Origin of the sequence: Metabacillus sp. YM-086, from assembly GCF_048059995.1 — a bacterium.
GTDB lineage: Bacteria > Bacillota > Bacilli > Bacillales > Bacillaceae > Metabacillus > Metabacillus litoralis_B.
Genome location: NZ_JBLUOI010000056.1, coordinates 17,663 through 32,985 on the forward strand (window position 1 = coordinate 17,663; position 15,323 = coordinate 32,985).

Genomic DNA, 15,323 nt, shown 5'->3' on the forward strand with positions numbered 1-15,323 from the left:
GTAAAAGACTTAGATGCTTAATAGGAATTAAGGTTATCCTCTGTCTTCCAGTGGGCTTTTAATGTAGATTCCTCGTCAATCACCCACAACATTTCTTATACTTTTTCCCACTTCCGCAAGGACACGGGTCATTTCTACCGACTTTTATTTCTTCTACACGTTTGCTATTGTTCTTATTTCCTGGTAAAGCTTGTAGATTCTTCTTTTCTACTTCAGATAATTCTGTCGAGGTGTGGCCTTTGAGAAACCATTCTCTTGTGTTGTTCATGAGAAAAACAACATTATCTATTAATTTATGAAGCGTCTCCTTATTTTCAAATTCAAGCATTCTACTTAAATATTGTAGAACATCATTCGGAGAATCACCGTTCTTTGTTGCATATACGCACTCTTCTGCAAGTTGATAAGCAGCTGCCTTATCGATTTTGAAGTTTTCTGTTAGAAAGCTAACTAATTGAGCATAACCTTTATTTCGCTCAACAAACTTATATTCACCAGCTGTTAAAAGTTGATCTTTTGTCAACGGATAAAACGGAAGACTCTTTCTCGAGTTGTGTTCCTGCAACACTTTCTTTGGATCAAACACTCTTAAATGAGAGAAACCTTCTTCATCTATATAAAATTGCTTACGAAAATCATTTGCATCATGAATAACTTGAAAATAATCCCGAAGATTCAGAGATTCTTTTGTATACTTTTCAAGCACCTCTATCAACTGATTTACATTTAACGTTCCATAATAATACAATAGACCGCCTGTAAGTTTGATCCACTCTGTATTTCTTTTAATTGTCCCCCTCGCTTCTACATTGCTTTTTAAAGCAGTAATTTGTTCAATTAGTTCAGACGGGACAGCTAGAATCTTCTCTCCTTCATGAACTCCCGTGTAAATTAGTCCATTTGCACGAAAATATCTGATTTGTTCATCCGCAATGTTCAGAGCTTTGCTTCGACCTTCTTTACTAGCCATATTCGTTAATAACGAAAACGCTTACTATCCCATAATAGATAGATCCTCTCTAGATAATGAGGAATTTCTTCTACAAGCAAGTCAATAAGCTTGTCCTTTTTCAAGTTACTTACATTTTTAATTTGCAAGGTTTTTCTTATCTCATCAAGCTCATATTTTGTATATTTACCTAGTCCTTCCTTTAATGAAAACGGAACCTTTATTTCACTCCAATACTTTTTATACTGTTTTTCCTCCTCCTGTTTTCTAAAATTCTTTACCCCTGCTATCATATTTAACATTGCATCTTCTAACTTCTTATCTGTTTTGTTGTTCATGCTTACACCTACTTTCTAAAATTGTCCTATAAATACCCAAACATACTGTTAAGAAGATGATCCTCTTCTTCTTTCATTCTTTTTGAAATAATAGCTTCAATCTCAGTAATATGTCTTAGATATTGGCATTCCTTTTCAGTTGGTTCATATCCATACATGTCATGACCATGTAGTCTTCATCTTTAATATAGATAGCATGCTGATATTTATTCTCAGTTTTAATCATCAATGCATCAAAAACATCTTCTAAATGATCATTTAATTCATCTGTGATTGTTAAAGTTGGCCTACGGTTTTTATTAAATTTGTAGATGAAATTTAATGCATATAAAGGTTGCTCTTCGAGATTAGTAATCAGATAGGTTTGACCACGTATAGAAAAAAATAGATATTCATTTTCTTCTTTAAAAACTACACATTGTACTTTAAGTAATTTAATAAGACGATTATGATGAGGCTTTATATCAAAGAAAATTTCTTTCTCTTTTCCTTTACTCTTGCATTCCTTACAAATATGCTGCCGATGTCCTTTGCCGCTAAACTTCTCATTTGCACGGTACCGATCACAACCGAAACAGTAATGCCCTTGTTTCTTTTTTCCCATGGTTCCAACTCCAACATATAGTTACTCTTCTTCCTCTTCCAAACCCCAACTTATAGAATAATAGATTTCACATAAACCTTCGTGATAGCCCCAACCAATTCCGTCAGATTTGGTTATACAAGAATAAAGTCGATCTTTTAATTCCTGATAAAGTTGGTCATCCCTGTCACAAGCATCTGCAACTTTATCATACATGGACAGCATACTGATATAAAATTTGAGATCAATATCACCATATGCACTCGTGAATTCTGTTCCCATTTCCACATAAAACAGCATCAAATCAATCACCTGATTAGAATCATCAGCTATTTTCTTGAAATCGTTAATAGCTTTCTTTGCTTCTGTTAATCGCATCTTCGGCATTCCACGGTCTGGGAAAAACTCATCTTGTATTTTCTTTTTCGCATTATTAAATAAATCTTTTAAGACTTCTTCTCCGCCAAACTGCACAGAAAGATAGTCTTTTACGTCATGATTGATTTTGTATAAGTCAGTTATAAGCTGAACTAGTTCTTTATGTTCTAATTGTTTCAATGACTTCTTCAAGTCAGTAATTTTAAGTTTTGACATCGTTATTCTCCTTCTTTATTCATCAAACAAGTCTATGTAATTTTGCTTTTCATCTTCTGTTAGCATATCAAACTCTTTCTTTGCAAGATGAAGCACAAATGCACGATCACTGTAATTGAACAACTTCCAAATTTCTTGATTTTTTTTATGAAATTGGTGAATCTCCTCAGTGAGTTCATAATATGGAAGGCTGCCAGATTGCCATTCCTTAAACTTTTCATTCAACAACGTCAATTCATCTTCTGTTACCTTCTTATGATATTGATCAATAAGTTCTCTATCTCTTTTTCTTTCTTCTTTAGACTTTTTTCTTTTCAAGATTTTTTACTCCTACCTTTTTTTGATAATATAAAGTATAACTTAGTAACTTAAACTCATTCAATAAGAGGGATGATATGGATACACTTGAAGAACGATTATATAAAAAAATAGATGAATGCAATAGATTGCAGGAAGAAAATCGTAAGTTAAAAGAATTGTTGAGACAACATAATATTCATGTAGATTCTCCCGCTCAACGAAATGACGTGCTAAATTCTAAACAGCAGAAAATACAAGAAAGACTTATTTTGTTTAAGAAGTTGTTTAAAGGAAGAAATGACGTATATGCAGTAAGGTGGGAATCAACAAGCGGGAAATCTGGATATTCTCCTGCTTGTGAATATGAATGGCATCCAACAATTTGTAAGAAACCAGCAATTAAATGTAATCAATGTCAGCATCGGAAATTGGTGCCTTTAACTGACAAGGTGCTTTATGATCATCTTACAGGCAAGGCGACAATCGGTATTTATCCTTTATTAGAAAATGAAGCATGCTGGTTTTTAGCAGTAGATTTTGATAAAAAAAGCTGGCAAGAAGATGTTTCAGCTTTCTATCAAACATGTAAGAAATTAAAAGTTCCAGCAAGTATTGAACGATCTCGTTCAGGTAAAGGGTGTCATGTTTGGATCTTCTTCGAATCACCTATTCCCGCTTCATTGGCACGTAAATTAGGAAATAGTTTGCTTGAGCTAACTCTTGAAACTAGATATGAATTAGGTTTGGATTCATACGATCGCCTATTTCCCAATCAGGACACTCTACCCAGTGGAGGATTCGGCAACCTTATTGCTCTTCCACTTCAAGGTAAACCTAGAAAAGAAGCTAATAGTGTGTTTATAGATGAAAACTTCAAGCCCTTTTTTGATCAATGGGAATTCTTATCAAATATCAAAAGAATGAAAAAAGAAGAAGTATTACAAGTTACTCAGAATAGAAACTTAAGTCATGATAGCAACGAAGAATCCAGTGAATCAGCTTTTATTAAACCTGAAAAAGTAAATATTATCTTAAAAAATGGTCTCTATATCAACAAAGAAGGTCTCTCTGCTTCCCTACTAAATAAATTAGTTTCTTTAGGTACCTTTAGAAACCCTGAGTTCTACAAAGCACAAGCAAAGCGTATGTCAACACATGGTTTACCAAGGATGATTAACTGCTCTGATAATCAAGAAGAATATGTAGTTGTGCCTCGTGGATGTTTCGATCAAATAGAGGAATTATTTAAAGAACAGAAAATAGAAGCAGAAATTCATGATATGACCAATAGAGGAGTAAGTGTGCCTATTCAATTTACAGGCGTACTTAGGTCAGAACAAGTAGATGCTGTTTCAATGTTAGCCAAAAGCACTTATGGTACTTTAGCAGCAACGACAGGATTCGGAAAAACAGTTGTAGCTGCAGCTCTTATTGCGAAAAGTGGAATTAATACATTAATTATTGTTCATCGCAAACAATTAATAGAACAATGGAAAGAGCGTTTATCTAGTTTTTTTGCCCATACAGACAACATCATCGGTCAAATAGGCGGAGGAAAAAACAAAGCAACGGGTAAAATTGATATCGCTACAATTCAAAGCTTAAATCATAATGGGACAATAAAGGATATTGTGAAGAACTATGGTCAAGTCATTGTAGATGAATGTCATCATATTTCTGCCTACAGCTTTGAAAAGGTTCTTAAAGAAGTTGAAGCAACCTATGTACACGGACTAACAGCAACTCCTACTAGAAAAGATGGCCTACACCCTATTATGAATATGCAATTAGGACCAATTAGATATAAAGTTAGTGCAAAAGATCAAGCCAAAATCCGTCCGTTTGAACATATACTAATACCTAAATATACTAACTTTAAAAGTAATAGCACTGAAGAAGGCAAAGACATTCAGAAGATCTATAGTGAACTAATCAATAACCAAAATCGGAACGAAATGATCTTTAACGATATTTTAACAGAATTAGAAAAAGGCTCAGTTCCACTAATCTTAACCGAACGAATTGAACACGTTTCTCTACTCGTAGAGATGTTAAAGGGATTTGCTAAGAACATTATTACCTTAACTGGTGGTATGAGCAAAAAAGAGGAAAAGGACAAATTTAAAACTCTAAATAATGTAAAAGACAATGAAGAAATGGTCATTGTAGCAACGGGTAAATATATTGGAGAAGGATTCGACTATTCCCGATTAGACACTCTATTTCTTGTGATGCCACTATCGTGGAAAGGAACTCTTCAGCAATATGTAGGTAGACTTCACCGGTTGCACGACAATAAAACAAAGGTAAAAGTATATGATTATGTAGATCATAAGGAACCTATGTTAAAAACAATGTTTGAAAAAAGAATGAAGGGATATCAGGCTTTGGGGTATAAGGTTTTGGAGGTAGAAGAATCAGTTACACAGATGAGATTATTTTGAGTATTAGAACATTCGGGATATAAGAGAGAGGTTTATTTTCCAAATATACCTCTCTCTTATATCCAAAATAAATTAAATTGATTTAAAATTCAACAAGATTAAATCATACATTATGGGATAAGTACAAAAGGATTGACTTGTTACGGTTGCTATTAAGTGATCTAACTCTGCAATGACATGATCATTACTAACTATAACTGCAGGTCCTCTTTTTCCATTTAGCTCAACCGTCCAAATTTCGCCACGTTTCCCTCTGCTACTCATTTTCTTTACCCCAGAAGATTTCATCTTTCTCTTTAACGATTTGTGCTTTGCTGGGTCTACTATCAAAGTAACAGTCAAATAACATATTAAGTAATTTTATTCTCTCACCATTATCCATTTCTTCAATTTCTTTCATTATTTCATCAGCAGTCATTGTTAACACCTCTAATTAATTTAATTATATGCTTATTTCACAATAATCTCCTACTCATCCGAATAATACATTTGTATATTTATTCCTATTTATCTTTAAGATGTGATGCAGATGATCTAATTAAAAACATCTCTAATATGTTTTTGTTACCTAACTAATTCCCCTTGATTCAGCTCAACTGTATATCATTCATTTTTATAACTCAGTTTCATTCCAAACCTCATCATCAAGATCATTATCCCAAAAGTCGAGACTACTCTCACTCGTTTTAGTTAGATCTTTTGTTAAACTTTTATCTTTACTTGCTTTTAAATATTCAACAAACTCTAAGATTTTTTCCACTTCTTGTTCAGAAATATGTTCAATTAACTTAAGCAAACGCTCTTTGGCTATATTCATTATGGCGTTCACCTCTTTCATATTATTTACTTTTATTTTACCATGCAATTTTTTATTGTATTTAAAAAAGGCTCTGTTAAAAAATATGCTGATTAAAACAAAGCACAAAGTTTCGTACAAGTGATATTTAGTTTAATTTTTTACTCTTATTCTGCAAGTTAACCAACGAAACTTTATCATCTTAAAAACGTATAAGTATGTAGAACGAATGTTATTCTTTATTTTGCGCTATAAGGAGTTGTAGTTTATGTTAGGTCTAAATGTAAAAAAATCAAATAACATTGTGAGTATTAAGTGGCAGTTAACGAAGGTGGAAATCCCTACATCTGAAATTATCGATGTCTCTTTAGATGATACATATGGTGGCGAGGAAAAGGAAGCTATTAGAATTGGCACACCTTACGGAACTACTGATAGAGTAGTCATTAGGACGACGAAACAGACTTATATTCTTTACACCACAAATCCTACTTCCATCAAAAATAAAATATTGTCATAAATGAATGTTTAAAATACCAGAGTAAAAAAAGGCATACTAATAAATCTAGTATGCCTCCCCAAAAATCAAACCATAACTTCCTTCTTCAAACTCTCTTCTTCCTTCACCAACTTCTTCACAAGCTGATCAATCTTCTCAATCTCAGCACTTGAATTCTTCCACCAATTTCGGCTCCAAATTCTCGTAATTTTCCACCCTTTTGTTTCCAGAAATCTTTGTCTATAAACATCGCGCTCTTTTGTAGATGGTGCACTATGGTACATTGCCCCATCACATTCAATGCCAATGATATATTTTTCCGGTTGGTTAGGATGGACAACGGCTAAATCAATTCGATATCCAGACATACCAATTTGGGTATCAACCTTATATCCTAGGTTGGTTAGAGCTGTGTAGACTTGCTCTTCAAATGGTGAGTCGAAAACTAGGTTGCTTTCTTGCTTTTTTGTATTTTGATTTTCATTGAGCTTTGTTAAAACAGCTTCAATTTCATTCTTTCTCACATGTGAGACAGCTTTGGCGTATTCCATGTAGCTTTTTAAAAACTTTGGTCCTTCATTTTTTGTAGAGCTAACGCTTAGTTCGCTAGGTTCGATGCTTGTGACAACGTGAATTTCTTCTTTTGAACGTGTCACCGCAACGTTTAAGCGATTTTCTCCGCCTTGTTGGCCGAGTGAGCCGAAGCGATTATAAACTCTACCTTCTTGATTTTTCGCATAGGCAATCGAGAAAATAATGATATCTCTTTCGTCACCTTGAACATTTTCGATGTTTTTGACGAAAATTCGTTCATCCATGTCTCTGCTCATAATTTGCTGGTACAATACACCGAACTCTTGATCTTCTTCTACTTGAGCATCGATGATATCCTGGATTTTATCTTGTTGCTTCGCGTTGAAGGTGATGATTCCGACGGTTTTCGTTGGATGCTGAAGAACAGTTTTTTTCAGCAAATCAACAACAGCTTTTGCTTCCACTTCATTGCATTGGTTAATCCAGCGACCGTCTACCTTATGCCATTGAATCGCTGCCGGCTGACGCAACGGTTCAACGTTTGGGGCGATTTGGATATTTCCATTGTAATAAGCATGGTTTGAGAAGTTGATTAACTCCTCGGATTTTGATCGGTAATGCCATTGCAGCATTTTTTCAGGCAGTGAACGTTTTGCCAAGTTCAACAAACTTTCCGATTCTTTAAAATCATCCACTTCAGCATCATCTTCGTCGTCAGAAATCACGCCTCTAAATAACGTAGAAGGAGGTAATTGCTTTTCATCCCCGGCTACTACTAGCTTTTCAGCGCGAAATGCTGCAGGAAGTCCATTTTCCACCGTACATTGTGATGCTTCATCAAAAATAACGATATCAAATAGTTCCTTTTGCAATGGGAAAATGGCCGAAACGGTTTCAGGTGATGTTAACCAAATGGGCATAACATCTAAAAGTCCATTTAATGAAAACTCGCGAACAAGCTTTCTTACTGGCCAGATCATTCTCTGTTTCCCAGTTTGATGCTTTAATTCTCGCATTGCTTTGCTGTTTGTTTGCTTGACTGAATTTAATTTTTCCAGAAGACGATTGATCAGCACTTTTACGGTAAGCTCGCGTTTTTGTAGTAATAGTGCTTTAAAATCTTCCCGTACTTTCTCGATTTCTTCCGTTCCAATTTTCGTTAAAATGGGATGCTTTGATTCAATCCCATCAATCCAATGTATAAAAGCAGACTGTCTCACAATATCGACCCATTCATCAGAAAGCTGTTTATGAATATTGTTCGAAGTTTTATCTTTTAGCATATCAATCATCTTTTTGATGTTCGGTAAAAACTCATCATACTCACGATCCATATTCCGCAAATCTTCAAAGTCTTGCAGAATAAATTCATGCTTCTGCTCAATTTCGGTTAAAGGAATATCTCCTTTAGAAATTCGTCCATGATATTTTTTGACTAATTCATCGTTAAAATAGGCTTGTAATGACTTAACTTCAGTTGACATTTTTTCCGACACTTGTGAAAGGTCAAACAAAATCTTTAAGCTTTCTCTAATGCGTGGCCATTCTTTTGATGAAGTTCCTTTGAATTTTTCACCGTTCAGAAGCTCTTCAACAATCGTTTTTCCAGTGAAAGAAGTCCACCACCATAAACGCAGCTTTTGTAAGGTTCTTTTTTCCTCTGGATTCAAATCATCATAGATTTTCTCTAATTTATCGTTAATGAGCCACGTATATTCAGGAGTAATGTCATCTTGATCAAATTCATTTAAATAAGAAATACTTGTCTTAGCTTTATCAATGACATTTTTTAATATCTCCACAATCGTCAGTCGGTCTTTGAGCTCCAATTTAGCAAATGACTTTCTTTCTTTTAAAGGATAATCATCACTACCAAATCGGCTGTAATACGTTCCATATGAGAAAATCTTCATTAATACATCATCTAAATTGTCTTTCGTTAAAGAATGAAGAATTTCTTTTAATTCCAAAATTACTTCAATTTCATTAATCGGCTTTCCTAACGAATATAAATCAAATGCCTTATACCCATGTGGCTGTACCTCGTATAAACCCTTTGCAATGGCATTTAACTTCGATTCATATTCTTCTATTTTAGAAGAAAGCTGGACCAACTCATTTTCATGGTTATTTGCTATTTTTTCATCTTCTAGTAATGTGTTTAACTTTTTATACAATGGTTTTCTGTCATTTTTTTCATCATGTAACAGTGCAACATGTGATGATAATCCTAGTGCTTCTAAGCGTTGGTACACAACATCAAGCGCAGCTCTTTTTTGACAAACTAAAAGCACGCGTTTATCTTGTGAAATGGAATTTGCAATTAAATTCACAATCACCTGAGATTTACCAGTACCTGGTGGCCCATGAACAACTAACCCACGATTGCGGTCTACTTCATTAATAATTTCTTCCTGTGATGCATCTGTATCAAGAACAAAAAACTTCTCTTTTTCGGGTTTATTCACTATTTCTTCAGGCGTGCTACCTTCGTCATAATCTGAGGTTTTTAAATCCTCACCAGCATTCAGTAATTCACTTAAAATACCTAAATCAGCCTGTTCATCTTCAGTTGCCAGTATCAAATCTTCGTAATCTTTTAATAAAGCTGAATTTCCCTGAGGGTAATTCCCTAATATCGCGATATGATCTAACTGAAATTGGCCCTTTTGAAATTCAGGAATTTCACTTTGTTTATAATCTTTAAACTTCTCAAGCTCCTGTTGATTGTTCCAAAGAATATTAAAGGAGTACTCTTTTAGCCAAGAAATTAACGTTAAAAAGTTGATCGATTTTGCTTGCTCTTCCGCTTCATCAAATATTTTCTCGTCAAGATCTAACCCACTAAATTTTTTGAAAGCTAAAATAAGTGTGCGGTTCAACTGAGGCTCGCCCTCATTTACATCGAGCTTCCACTGTGTACCGTTCACTTTTTCTCTCTCAAGCTTTACTGGATATAAAAACAAAGGAGCGCGTACGTATGTTCCGTCTAGCATACAGCCAGAAATGTACGGGTAACCAACATACAAATCATACAACCCTGTTTCTTCCTCGATTCCCTTTACATTTCGATACAATGAAGTCAATTTCCCGGATAGAGCTAAAGAGTCGTCGTTAGAAACATCTTGCTTTACCAACACAACATTTCCTTTTCCTTCTACTACTCTTTCAACGACCGTTTTGGCATCTACTTTTTGCGCTAATTTATCAATCGAGCTAATATCAAAAGCCCATTTATCATATAATTTCAAGGTCCGAATCGACCTGTTGCGTTTACTTAAATCATTTAATCGATCTTTTAATTGCGTTAATTTATCCTTCATTTTTTACCACCTATACTAAAAAATAAAAAATCATCAGTTCTCGTCTGATGATTTGTATTAAGTCATATATTAAATTATACCCCCTAAATATTTACAAGGAAAGGCAAAATTCGACTTTGGGAAAAGTATGCAAATGAGTGAAGAAGTTGCTTGTGAGTTTAGGTCAAAAACCGCAAGAAGTGTACTCGCGGTTTATTTACAGAGATGAAAACTCTAAGTTCGACTAATTATTGTTCTACGACTATTGATTGTTTTTTAACAAATCACGGATTTCTGTTAATAGCTCGGTATTTTTGTCAGCAGTAGCAGGCGCTGGCTTGTTTTCTTTCTCTGTTTCTTTCCTTTTAACATATTTGTTCATGACTCTGACAAAGAGGAAGATCGAAAAGGCAACAATCAGAAAGTCGACCACATTTTGTAAAAATTGACCATATTTAAGCTCTGCTTCCCCTATTTTGACCGTCAGATTTGTAAAATCGACTCCACCCATTAGAAGGCCTACTAGTGGCATAATCATGTCATCAACAAGGGAAGAAACAATTTTCCCAAACGCTGCCCCAATTACAACCCCAACAGCCAGGTCCAGGACATTTCCTTTCATCGCAAATTTCTTGAATTCATTCCACATACCTTTGTTACATCCTTTCTTTTTAGATAGAGGTGATTATACTATGAAGGTGATGTGAAAACCAAATTTGGTAAAAAATGCACACTAATATTGGAGGCTAAATGAGCCTTTAAAGTAAGCAAGATAACATACTTAGTTACATCATAAAACGCAACATAATAATATTATGTTAACTAGAAATCGAAAAAGTAGAAAATCCAACAGAAATCCTACTTATTTAATTTAAATTCTTATGTGATCCATCACAGTTAGGCATTCTTTTCGAAAGACCACATGTACAATCAGTTAATCCCTTACCAATCAGAATTCGCTCAATACATTTCATAATCCTTGATTCTCTAGTTTTAGATTGTTTTGGCTGAGAAAAATGAAGAATATATGCTCTTTGTCGTCCTGGCGTTAATGCTTCAAAAGCCGTTTTCAAGGCGGGCAGCTCTTCAAATTTATGATGAAGCTCTTCAGGTATAGTAAACTCTGAATGCTCCTTAGCCTTCACTTCTAAACCCGCTTTTTCAACCTCGATAGCTTCCAGAATATAAGCTTTCAAGGTAGATTCCATTTCAATAATTTCTTGTAGATTTGTGAAACGAATTTGGCGAGCTGACTGGACATTCTCCGTTTGTTGAATGAGAATTTTCTGCGGATCCTTAAGCAAAGCCCCTTTATGAAAGAGAAGTGCACAGTACTCTTTAAATCCATGGATTAACACAATATTTTTCCCATTTAACGTGTAGCAAGGATGCTTCCACTTAAATTCTTCAGTTAACTCAGAGTCTTGAACAATCTCACGTAGCTTCACAAACTCTTCCTTCCACTTTTTCGCGGCAGTTAAAAATTCATCAACTTTTGGATTTAAATTTGTATTGTTCATTTAGGTATACCCCATTTTAATTTTTCGGTAAGTAAAACGGCTAGAATTTCTCACTTTTGAATTTATAACAACACTTCTATTATATCAAGAAAATAGATAAAATACGGTTGGGATCGCTCTTTTCCTGTAGTAACATAAAAAACGAGACTAAAGAATTAGCCTCGCAATTGAACTATGAATTTAAATTATTAGTAGGATTTCCATCCGCATCAGTACGTACATAACCTCCACCCTCTTCTTCACTCAAGTGGACGGAAGTATTCCCATCTCCATCTCTCCAATAACCATCAATCCATACCCCATCACGCCAATGCCCCTCTACGTAATGAGGTTGAACATGGTGAGTTCCAGGCTGTTCTGATGTTTCTATTGAAGAAGCTGCTTCTGCCTGAGCCACATGAGGTTGGACTTGATGCACATTTGATGCTCCTTCTGTCCCTGCATTTGCTACATTTTGATGATCGTTAACTTGTTCAGCACCATCCGCTCCATCAACTAAATCGATCACCCCAACAGCAAGTGTCCCGATCGCCACTGTTTTTCCGATATCTCGAATTCCTTGCTTTACTTTTATGTCATCTCCTTCTTTAATTCCTTCATATGTAGATTTTCCACTATGATAGGTATTTTTTGCAGTTTGATAGACACCCTTTGCTGTTCTACCTATCGAATCCGCCATATCGTTTAATCCTTGATCCTTTTTATGTTTATCTTCTTGAATCAAACCTGTTGCCGTATTCCAAGCACCATCTGCAACTTGCCCAACCGTATCACCAGCAAATTCGGAAGCTTTTTTAACCCCACCTCCTACTTCTTTAATAAACTTACTACCTGTTACATCTCCAACAACATTAACTGCCCCACCAATCACAGTTCCTGTTGCTTTACCTGCGAATTTACCAACATCTCTTAAAAATCCCATTAAAGTGTTCCTCCTCTATCTTATAAAAGCGAAAAAAGACCCACCCAAATAGGTGGATCATACCGACGTATCATTCTCCATCTTTTTAGGCGACTCGGCCACCATAGCATTTGCTTTAGGCCCGTAGTTTTGCGTCCCTACTTTTCAATAGGTTTGCCATTATCTAATGATATATATGTTATAGGATAATTTTACTATATAATAGGCGGTTTTTAAATAAGAATTTGATAACATATGTTTGTAATAGAAATAGTTTAATAGAACTTAAATTTTTGTCTAAAAACAATCCTTTAACCTATGCTTTTTTGATGCTCAAAGCAATATATTTTCCCACCAAACTTCTTATTCGACAGACAAAATGACTGTACCTTCTCAGAGACAGGTTTATTACATATACAGCACTTTGCATGTTGGTTTTGAACTAGGCTCTTTTCATCTAAGTTACCTTTTTCTAGCTTTAACGATTGTACATGCTGCTCTCTAATTGAATGATCTATTATATTTGCTTCAACTATGGCTTTATAAATATAATCCATATCATGTTCGTTTAAAATAGGCTCTTTATTATGTATTTTAAGTACGGACACTTTCCTATGGATATAATCAGATAATTCAACATCATATACGATTAATTCATTAGAACCTATTTTTCTGAAATCTAAATCGTCGATTTTGAACGTGCACCGTTTTGTAAATGACACCATTGAAATAAATTGATTATGATACTTTTCATCAATTTGATTTTTAATCGCTTGAATATGACCATAGTTTTGAATAAATGGGTTCATCATTTTAAACTTTCCATTTACAGACCATGTTTTTCTTTCTTTACCACCATAAATCGTTCCTTGATAGTTCTTTGTTTCGATAACAAAGATTCCATAGGGTGTGATGACAATATGATCAATCTGAGAATAACCAGATTTAGCTTTTTCATTTTTTATCATAATATCAGTTAAATGCCTATATTCTTTAGGAAGCTGGGCTAACTGTATATCGATTTTGTATTCCCCAATCTCTCCTTTCCTAGCTGCGACCTTTTCATTGTGTTTGTTCTGTGAAGTTGTTGATTTAACTTCTGATTTTTGTTTGGTCTCTTGTTTATTCTTTTTAAATAAGTTTGATAAAAGTTTCATGCTTATCACCTCTGAACTAATCATTAATTTGTAAATGATGGAAAAAAATAGAGCTCAAGAGTTTTATCGTCTCTTGAGCTCTATTTTTAAGTAGTTCAATGTAAATAACATGTAATTCAGATTTTGAGGTTAAATGGATTTATTGCTAGATTAATTTCTGATAAAAGATTTATGCTGTGAGAAAAAATGCCACCATTATTTATAGGATGTAAGTACACTCTTTTCTACTACTTGTAGCCTTATTAAGTATGATCATCCAGTTTATTTCTTTATTTTGTAATTTTTATGATTCACAATGGTTTTAAGCGGTTCATTTTTTTCTTTTGACATACCATAATCGACCATCACAGAATTTTCCCTAACCCCTGATACGACACCTTCATGGGTTTCACCCTCACGTTTGAAGGTAATTACATCACCAATTTTTGCATTCGCCATTCATATCACCTCGCCTTTTTATAGTTTCCAAAAAAGGCGAGGAAATTCAGGATTATTTTTTTGTAATAGGAGACCTAATTCTTCCCTGTTATCTTATGGTACTGATTTTTTCCCATCCTCATTTTGATAGGTTATTTTGGAAACATCACTTTCTATAATCTAATAATAAGGTGAATTTTTATCGGTTAAAGCTCGTTTGATTGTATTATCTATTTACTCGGTAAAGAATTAAGAACGTATTTGTGGTAGGATTTTCAGGTTCGTTTAACATATGCATGATTATTTTATGATAGCATGTGCTAGGTATTATGGATTGAAACAATGTATTACTAAAGAAGTAACATAAGAGTATTATCCAAATTTGACTTCATAGGAAATTTGATAAATATCTCAACTTAAAAATTCAGTTTATATTCACATGCTAATTTTAAAGAAGACCAACCTTTTTTTTGACCAGCACTAAACTTAACTCTTAAAGAAAGTTCCTCTTGCTTTTCATTCCAGTACAATGTTGTTTGTATTGGGCTAGGGTATTGCTTACTAACAAAAACTTCACTCTTAACATTTCCGTGTTGTAAAACTATACTGTGGTTTTGATTATAAAATGTAACGATTAGTGTAGACTTTCCAAGTAGAGCTTGCACACCCTTGCGAAGTTTGGTTTGATTAGATGTAATTAACTTTTCACCCAACTCCGCAGATACCTCTATTAAGCTTTGCTGATGATTTATCAAATTCTTTGCGAATTTTTCTTGCACCTCCTCAACAATCGACGATAGGGACCCGATATCAAAATATTGTGGTCCTAAGATTTTTCCGATACCAGGATTTTTGGCTGTAATTTTAGCAGTTTTTTTTGAGATCGCCTTAAGAGAGAAGGCTTCTTCGATATATTGATTATCAACGAACAAAATTAATTCTAAATCACTATTATCTAAACGGTCTTTTAGATAATTATCCGGGACTAG

General features: G+C 34.3%; 17 protein-coding genes and 1 riboswitch. Of the genes, 2 read left to right on the forward strand and 15 right to left on the reverse strand.

The window, feature by feature from the left end; translation table 11 throughout:
- Positions 1–79: 79 nt before the first annotated feature.
- From ACEWK1_RS19940 to ACEWK1_RS19960, 5 genes are all read right to left on the reverse strand, one after another.
- The gene (locus ACEWK1_RS19940; protein WP_232273444.1) at positions 80–970 is read right to left on the reverse strand and encodes a YecA family protein; all 891 of its coding nucleotides are present in this window, start codon (positions 968–970) and stop codon (positions 80–82) included.
- A 5-nt stretch (positions 971–975) separates the two neighbouring features.
- On the reverse strand, positions 976–1,287 hold the full coding sequence (locus ACEWK1_RS19945; RefSeq protein WP_232273443.1) for a hypothetical protein: 312 nt from the start codon (positions 1,285–1,287) through the stop codon (positions 976–978).
- Between the two features lie 115 nt (positions 1,288–1,402).
- The gene (locus tag ACEWK1_RS19950; protein ID WP_212134985.1) at positions 1,403–1,891 is read right to left on the reverse strand and encodes a hypothetical protein; all 489 of its coding nucleotides are present in this window, start codon (positions 1,889–1,891) and stop codon (positions 1,403–1,405) included.
- 21 nt (positions 1,892–1,912) lie between these two features.
- Positions 1,913–2,464 (reverse strand): DUF6155 family protein, encoded by a 552-nt coding sequence (locus tag ACEWK1_RS19955; protein WP_212134987.1) that lies wholly within the window; start codon positions 2,462–2,464, stop codon positions 1,913–1,915.
- A gap of 15 nt (positions 2,465–2,479) precedes the next feature.
- Complete coding sequence (locus ACEWK1_RS19960; protein WP_212134988.1) at positions 2,480–2,782, reverse strand: hypothetical protein; 303 nt, start codon at positions 2,780–2,782, stop codon at positions 2,480–2,482.
- A gap of 77 nt (positions 2,783–2,859) precedes the next feature.
- Between ACEWK1_RS19960 and ACEWK1_RS19965 the strand changes: the two genes are divergently transcribed.
- Positions 2,860–5,208 carry a DEAD/DEAH box helicase gene (locus ACEWK1_RS19965; RefSeq protein WP_212134990.1) on the forward strand — a complete coding sequence of 783 codons (2,349 nt, stop codon included), beginning with the start codon at positions 2,860–2,862 and terminating at the stop codon, positions 5,206–5,208.
- Positions 5,209–5,280: 72 nt separating this feature from the next.
- Here ACEWK1_RS19965 and ACEWK1_RS19970 read toward each other — a convergent pair whose 3' ends face one another.
- The 3 genes from ACEWK1_RS19970 to ACEWK1_RS19980 form a co-directional block, all read right to left on the reverse strand.
- Positions 5,281–5,472 (reverse strand): hypothetical protein, encoded by a 192-nt coding sequence (locus ACEWK1_RS19970; RefSeq protein ID WP_212134992.1) that lies wholly within the window; start codon positions 5,470–5,472, stop codon positions 5,281–5,283.
- Positions 5,465–5,626, reverse strand: a complete 162-nt coding sequence (locus ACEWK1_RS19975; protein ID WP_212134993.1) for a hypothetical protein — start codon at positions 5,624–5,626, stop codon at positions 5,465–5,467. The genes ACEWK1_RS19970 and ACEWK1_RS19975 overlap by 8 nt, the downstream gene beginning before the upstream one ends.
- Before the next feature lie 195 nt (positions 5,627–5,821).
- Positions 5,822–6,025, reverse strand: coding sequence for a DUF2281 domain-containing protein (locus ACEWK1_RS19980; RefSeq protein WP_212134994.1), 204 nt, complete (start codon positions 6,023–6,025; stop codon positions 5,822–5,824).
- Positions 6,026–6,272: 247 nt separating this feature from the next.
- Between ACEWK1_RS19980 and ACEWK1_RS19985 the strand changes: the two genes are divergently transcribed.
- Complete coding sequence (locus ACEWK1_RS19985; protein WP_212134995.1) at positions 6,273–6,524, forward strand: hypothetical protein; 252 nt, start codon at positions 6,273–6,275, stop codon at positions 6,522–6,524.
- A gap of 65 nt (positions 6,525–6,589) precedes the next feature.
- Here the strand turns inward: ACEWK1_RS19985 and ACEWK1_RS19990 are convergent, their stop codons facing one another.
- The 7 genes from ACEWK1_RS19990 to ACEWK1_RS20020 all read right to left on the reverse strand — a co-directional run.
- On the reverse strand, positions 6,590–10,360 hold the full coding sequence (locus ACEWK1_RS19990; RefSeq protein ID WP_212134996.1) for an AAA domain-containing protein: 3,771 nt from the start codon (positions 10,358–10,360) through the stop codon (positions 6,590–6,592).
- Between the two features lie 241 nt (positions 10,361–10,601).
- Positions 10,602–10,988 (reverse strand): large conductance mechanosensitive channel protein MscL, encoded by a 387-nt coding sequence (mscL, locus tag ACEWK1_RS19995; RefSeq protein ID WP_212134997.1) that lies wholly within the window; start codon positions 10,986–10,988, stop codon positions 10,602–10,604.
- 217 nt (positions 10,989–11,205) lie between these two features.
- Positions 11,206–11,859, reverse strand: a complete 654-nt coding sequence (locus tag ACEWK1_RS20000; RefSeq protein WP_212134998.1) for a DUF1801 domain-containing protein — start codon at positions 11,857–11,859, stop codon at positions 11,206–11,208.
- Between the two features lie 172 nt (positions 11,860–12,031).
- Complete coding sequence (locus ACEWK1_RS20005) at positions 12,032–12,781, reverse strand: DUF3892 domain-containing protein (protein ID WP_212134999.1); 750 nt, start codon at positions 12,779–12,781, stop codon at positions 12,032–12,034.
- A gap of 85 nt (positions 12,782–12,866) precedes the next feature.
- Positions 12,867–12,949, reverse strand: a riboswitch (cyclic di-GMP riboswitch).
- A 122-nt stretch (positions 12,950–13,071) separates the two neighbouring features.
- Positions 13,072–13,917 (reverse strand): nuclease-related domain-containing protein, encoded by an 846-nt coding sequence (locus tag ACEWK1_RS20010; protein WP_212135001.1) that lies wholly within the window; start codon positions 13,915–13,917, stop codon positions 13,072–13,074.
- Between the two features lie 261 nt (positions 13,918–14,178).
- Positions 14,179–14,355, reverse strand: coding sequence for a DUF2187 family protein (locus tag ACEWK1_RS20015; protein WP_212135003.1), 177 nt, complete (start codon positions 14,353–14,355; stop codon positions 14,179–14,181).
- 395 nt (positions 14,356–14,750) lie between these two features.
- Positions 14,751–15,323, reverse strand: a 573-nt coding sequence (locus ACEWK1_RS20020; protein ID WP_416636587.1) for a hypothetical protein, incomplete at its 5' end; no start/stop codon positions are given.

Excerpts from the sequence above, each read along its gene's own strand:
- ACEWK1_RS19945 (WP_232273443.1), bottom strand. The coding sequence starts at position 1,287 with ATGAACAACAAAACAGATAAGAAGTTAGAAGATGCAATGTTAAATATG.
- ACEWK1_RS20005 (WP_212134999.1), bottom strand. The coding sequence starts at position 12,781 with ATGGGATTTTTAAGAGATGTTGGTAAATTCGCAGGTAAAGCAACAGGA.
- ACEWK1_RS19970 (WP_212134992.1), bottom strand. The coding sequence starts at position 5,472 with ATGAGTAGCAGAGGGAAACGTGGCGAAATTTGGACGGTTGAGCTAAAT.
- mscL (WP_212134997.1), bottom strand. The coding sequence starts at position 10,988 with ATGTGGAATGAATTCAAGAAATTTGCGATGAAAGGAAATGTCCTGGAC.
- ACEWK1_RS19990 (WP_212134996.1), bottom strand. The coding sequence starts at position 10,360 with ATGAAGGATAAATTAACGCAATTAAAAGATCGATTAAATGATTTAAGT.
- ACEWK1_RS20015 (WP_212135003.1), bottom strand. The coding sequence starts at position 14,355 with ATGGCGAATGCAAAAATTGGTGATGTAATTACCTTCAAACGTGAGGGT.
- ACEWK1_RS19950 (WP_212134985.1), bottom strand. The coding sequence starts at position 1,891 with ATGGGAAAAAAGAAACAAGGGCATTACTGTTTCGGTTGTGATCGGTAC.
- ACEWK1_RS19965 (WP_212134990.1), top strand. The coding sequence starts at position 2,860 with ATGGATACACTTGAAGAACGATTATATAAAAAAATAGATGAATGCAAT.
- ACEWK1_RS20000 (WP_212134998.1), bottom strand. The coding sequence starts at position 11,859 with ATGAACAATACAAATTTAAATCCAAAAGTTGATGAATTTTTAACTGCC.
- ACEWK1_RS19985 (WP_212134995.1), top strand. The coding sequence starts at position 6,273 with ATGTTAGGTCTAAATGTAAAAAAATCAAATAACATTGTGAGTATTAAG.
- ACEWK1_RS19980 (WP_212134994.1), bottom strand. The coding sequence starts at position 6,025 with ATGAATATAGCCAAAGAGCGTTTGCTTAAGTTAATTGAACATATTTCT.
- ACEWK1_RS19940 (WP_232273444.1), bottom strand. The coding sequence starts at position 970 with ATGGCTAGTAAAGAAGGTCGAAGCAAAGCTCTGAACATTGCGGATGAA.
- ACEWK1_RS19975 (WP_212134993.1), bottom strand. The coding sequence starts at position 5,626 with ATGACTGCTGATGAAATAATGAAAGAAATTGAAGAAATGGATAATGGT.
- ACEWK1_RS19955 (WP_212134987.1), bottom strand. The coding sequence starts at position 2,464 with ATGTCAAAACTTAAAATTACTGACTTGAAGAAGTCATTGAAACAATTA.
- ACEWK1_RS20010 (WP_212135001.1), bottom strand. The coding sequence starts at position 13,917 with ATGAAACTTTTATCAAACTTATTTAAAAAGAATAAACAAGAGACCAAA.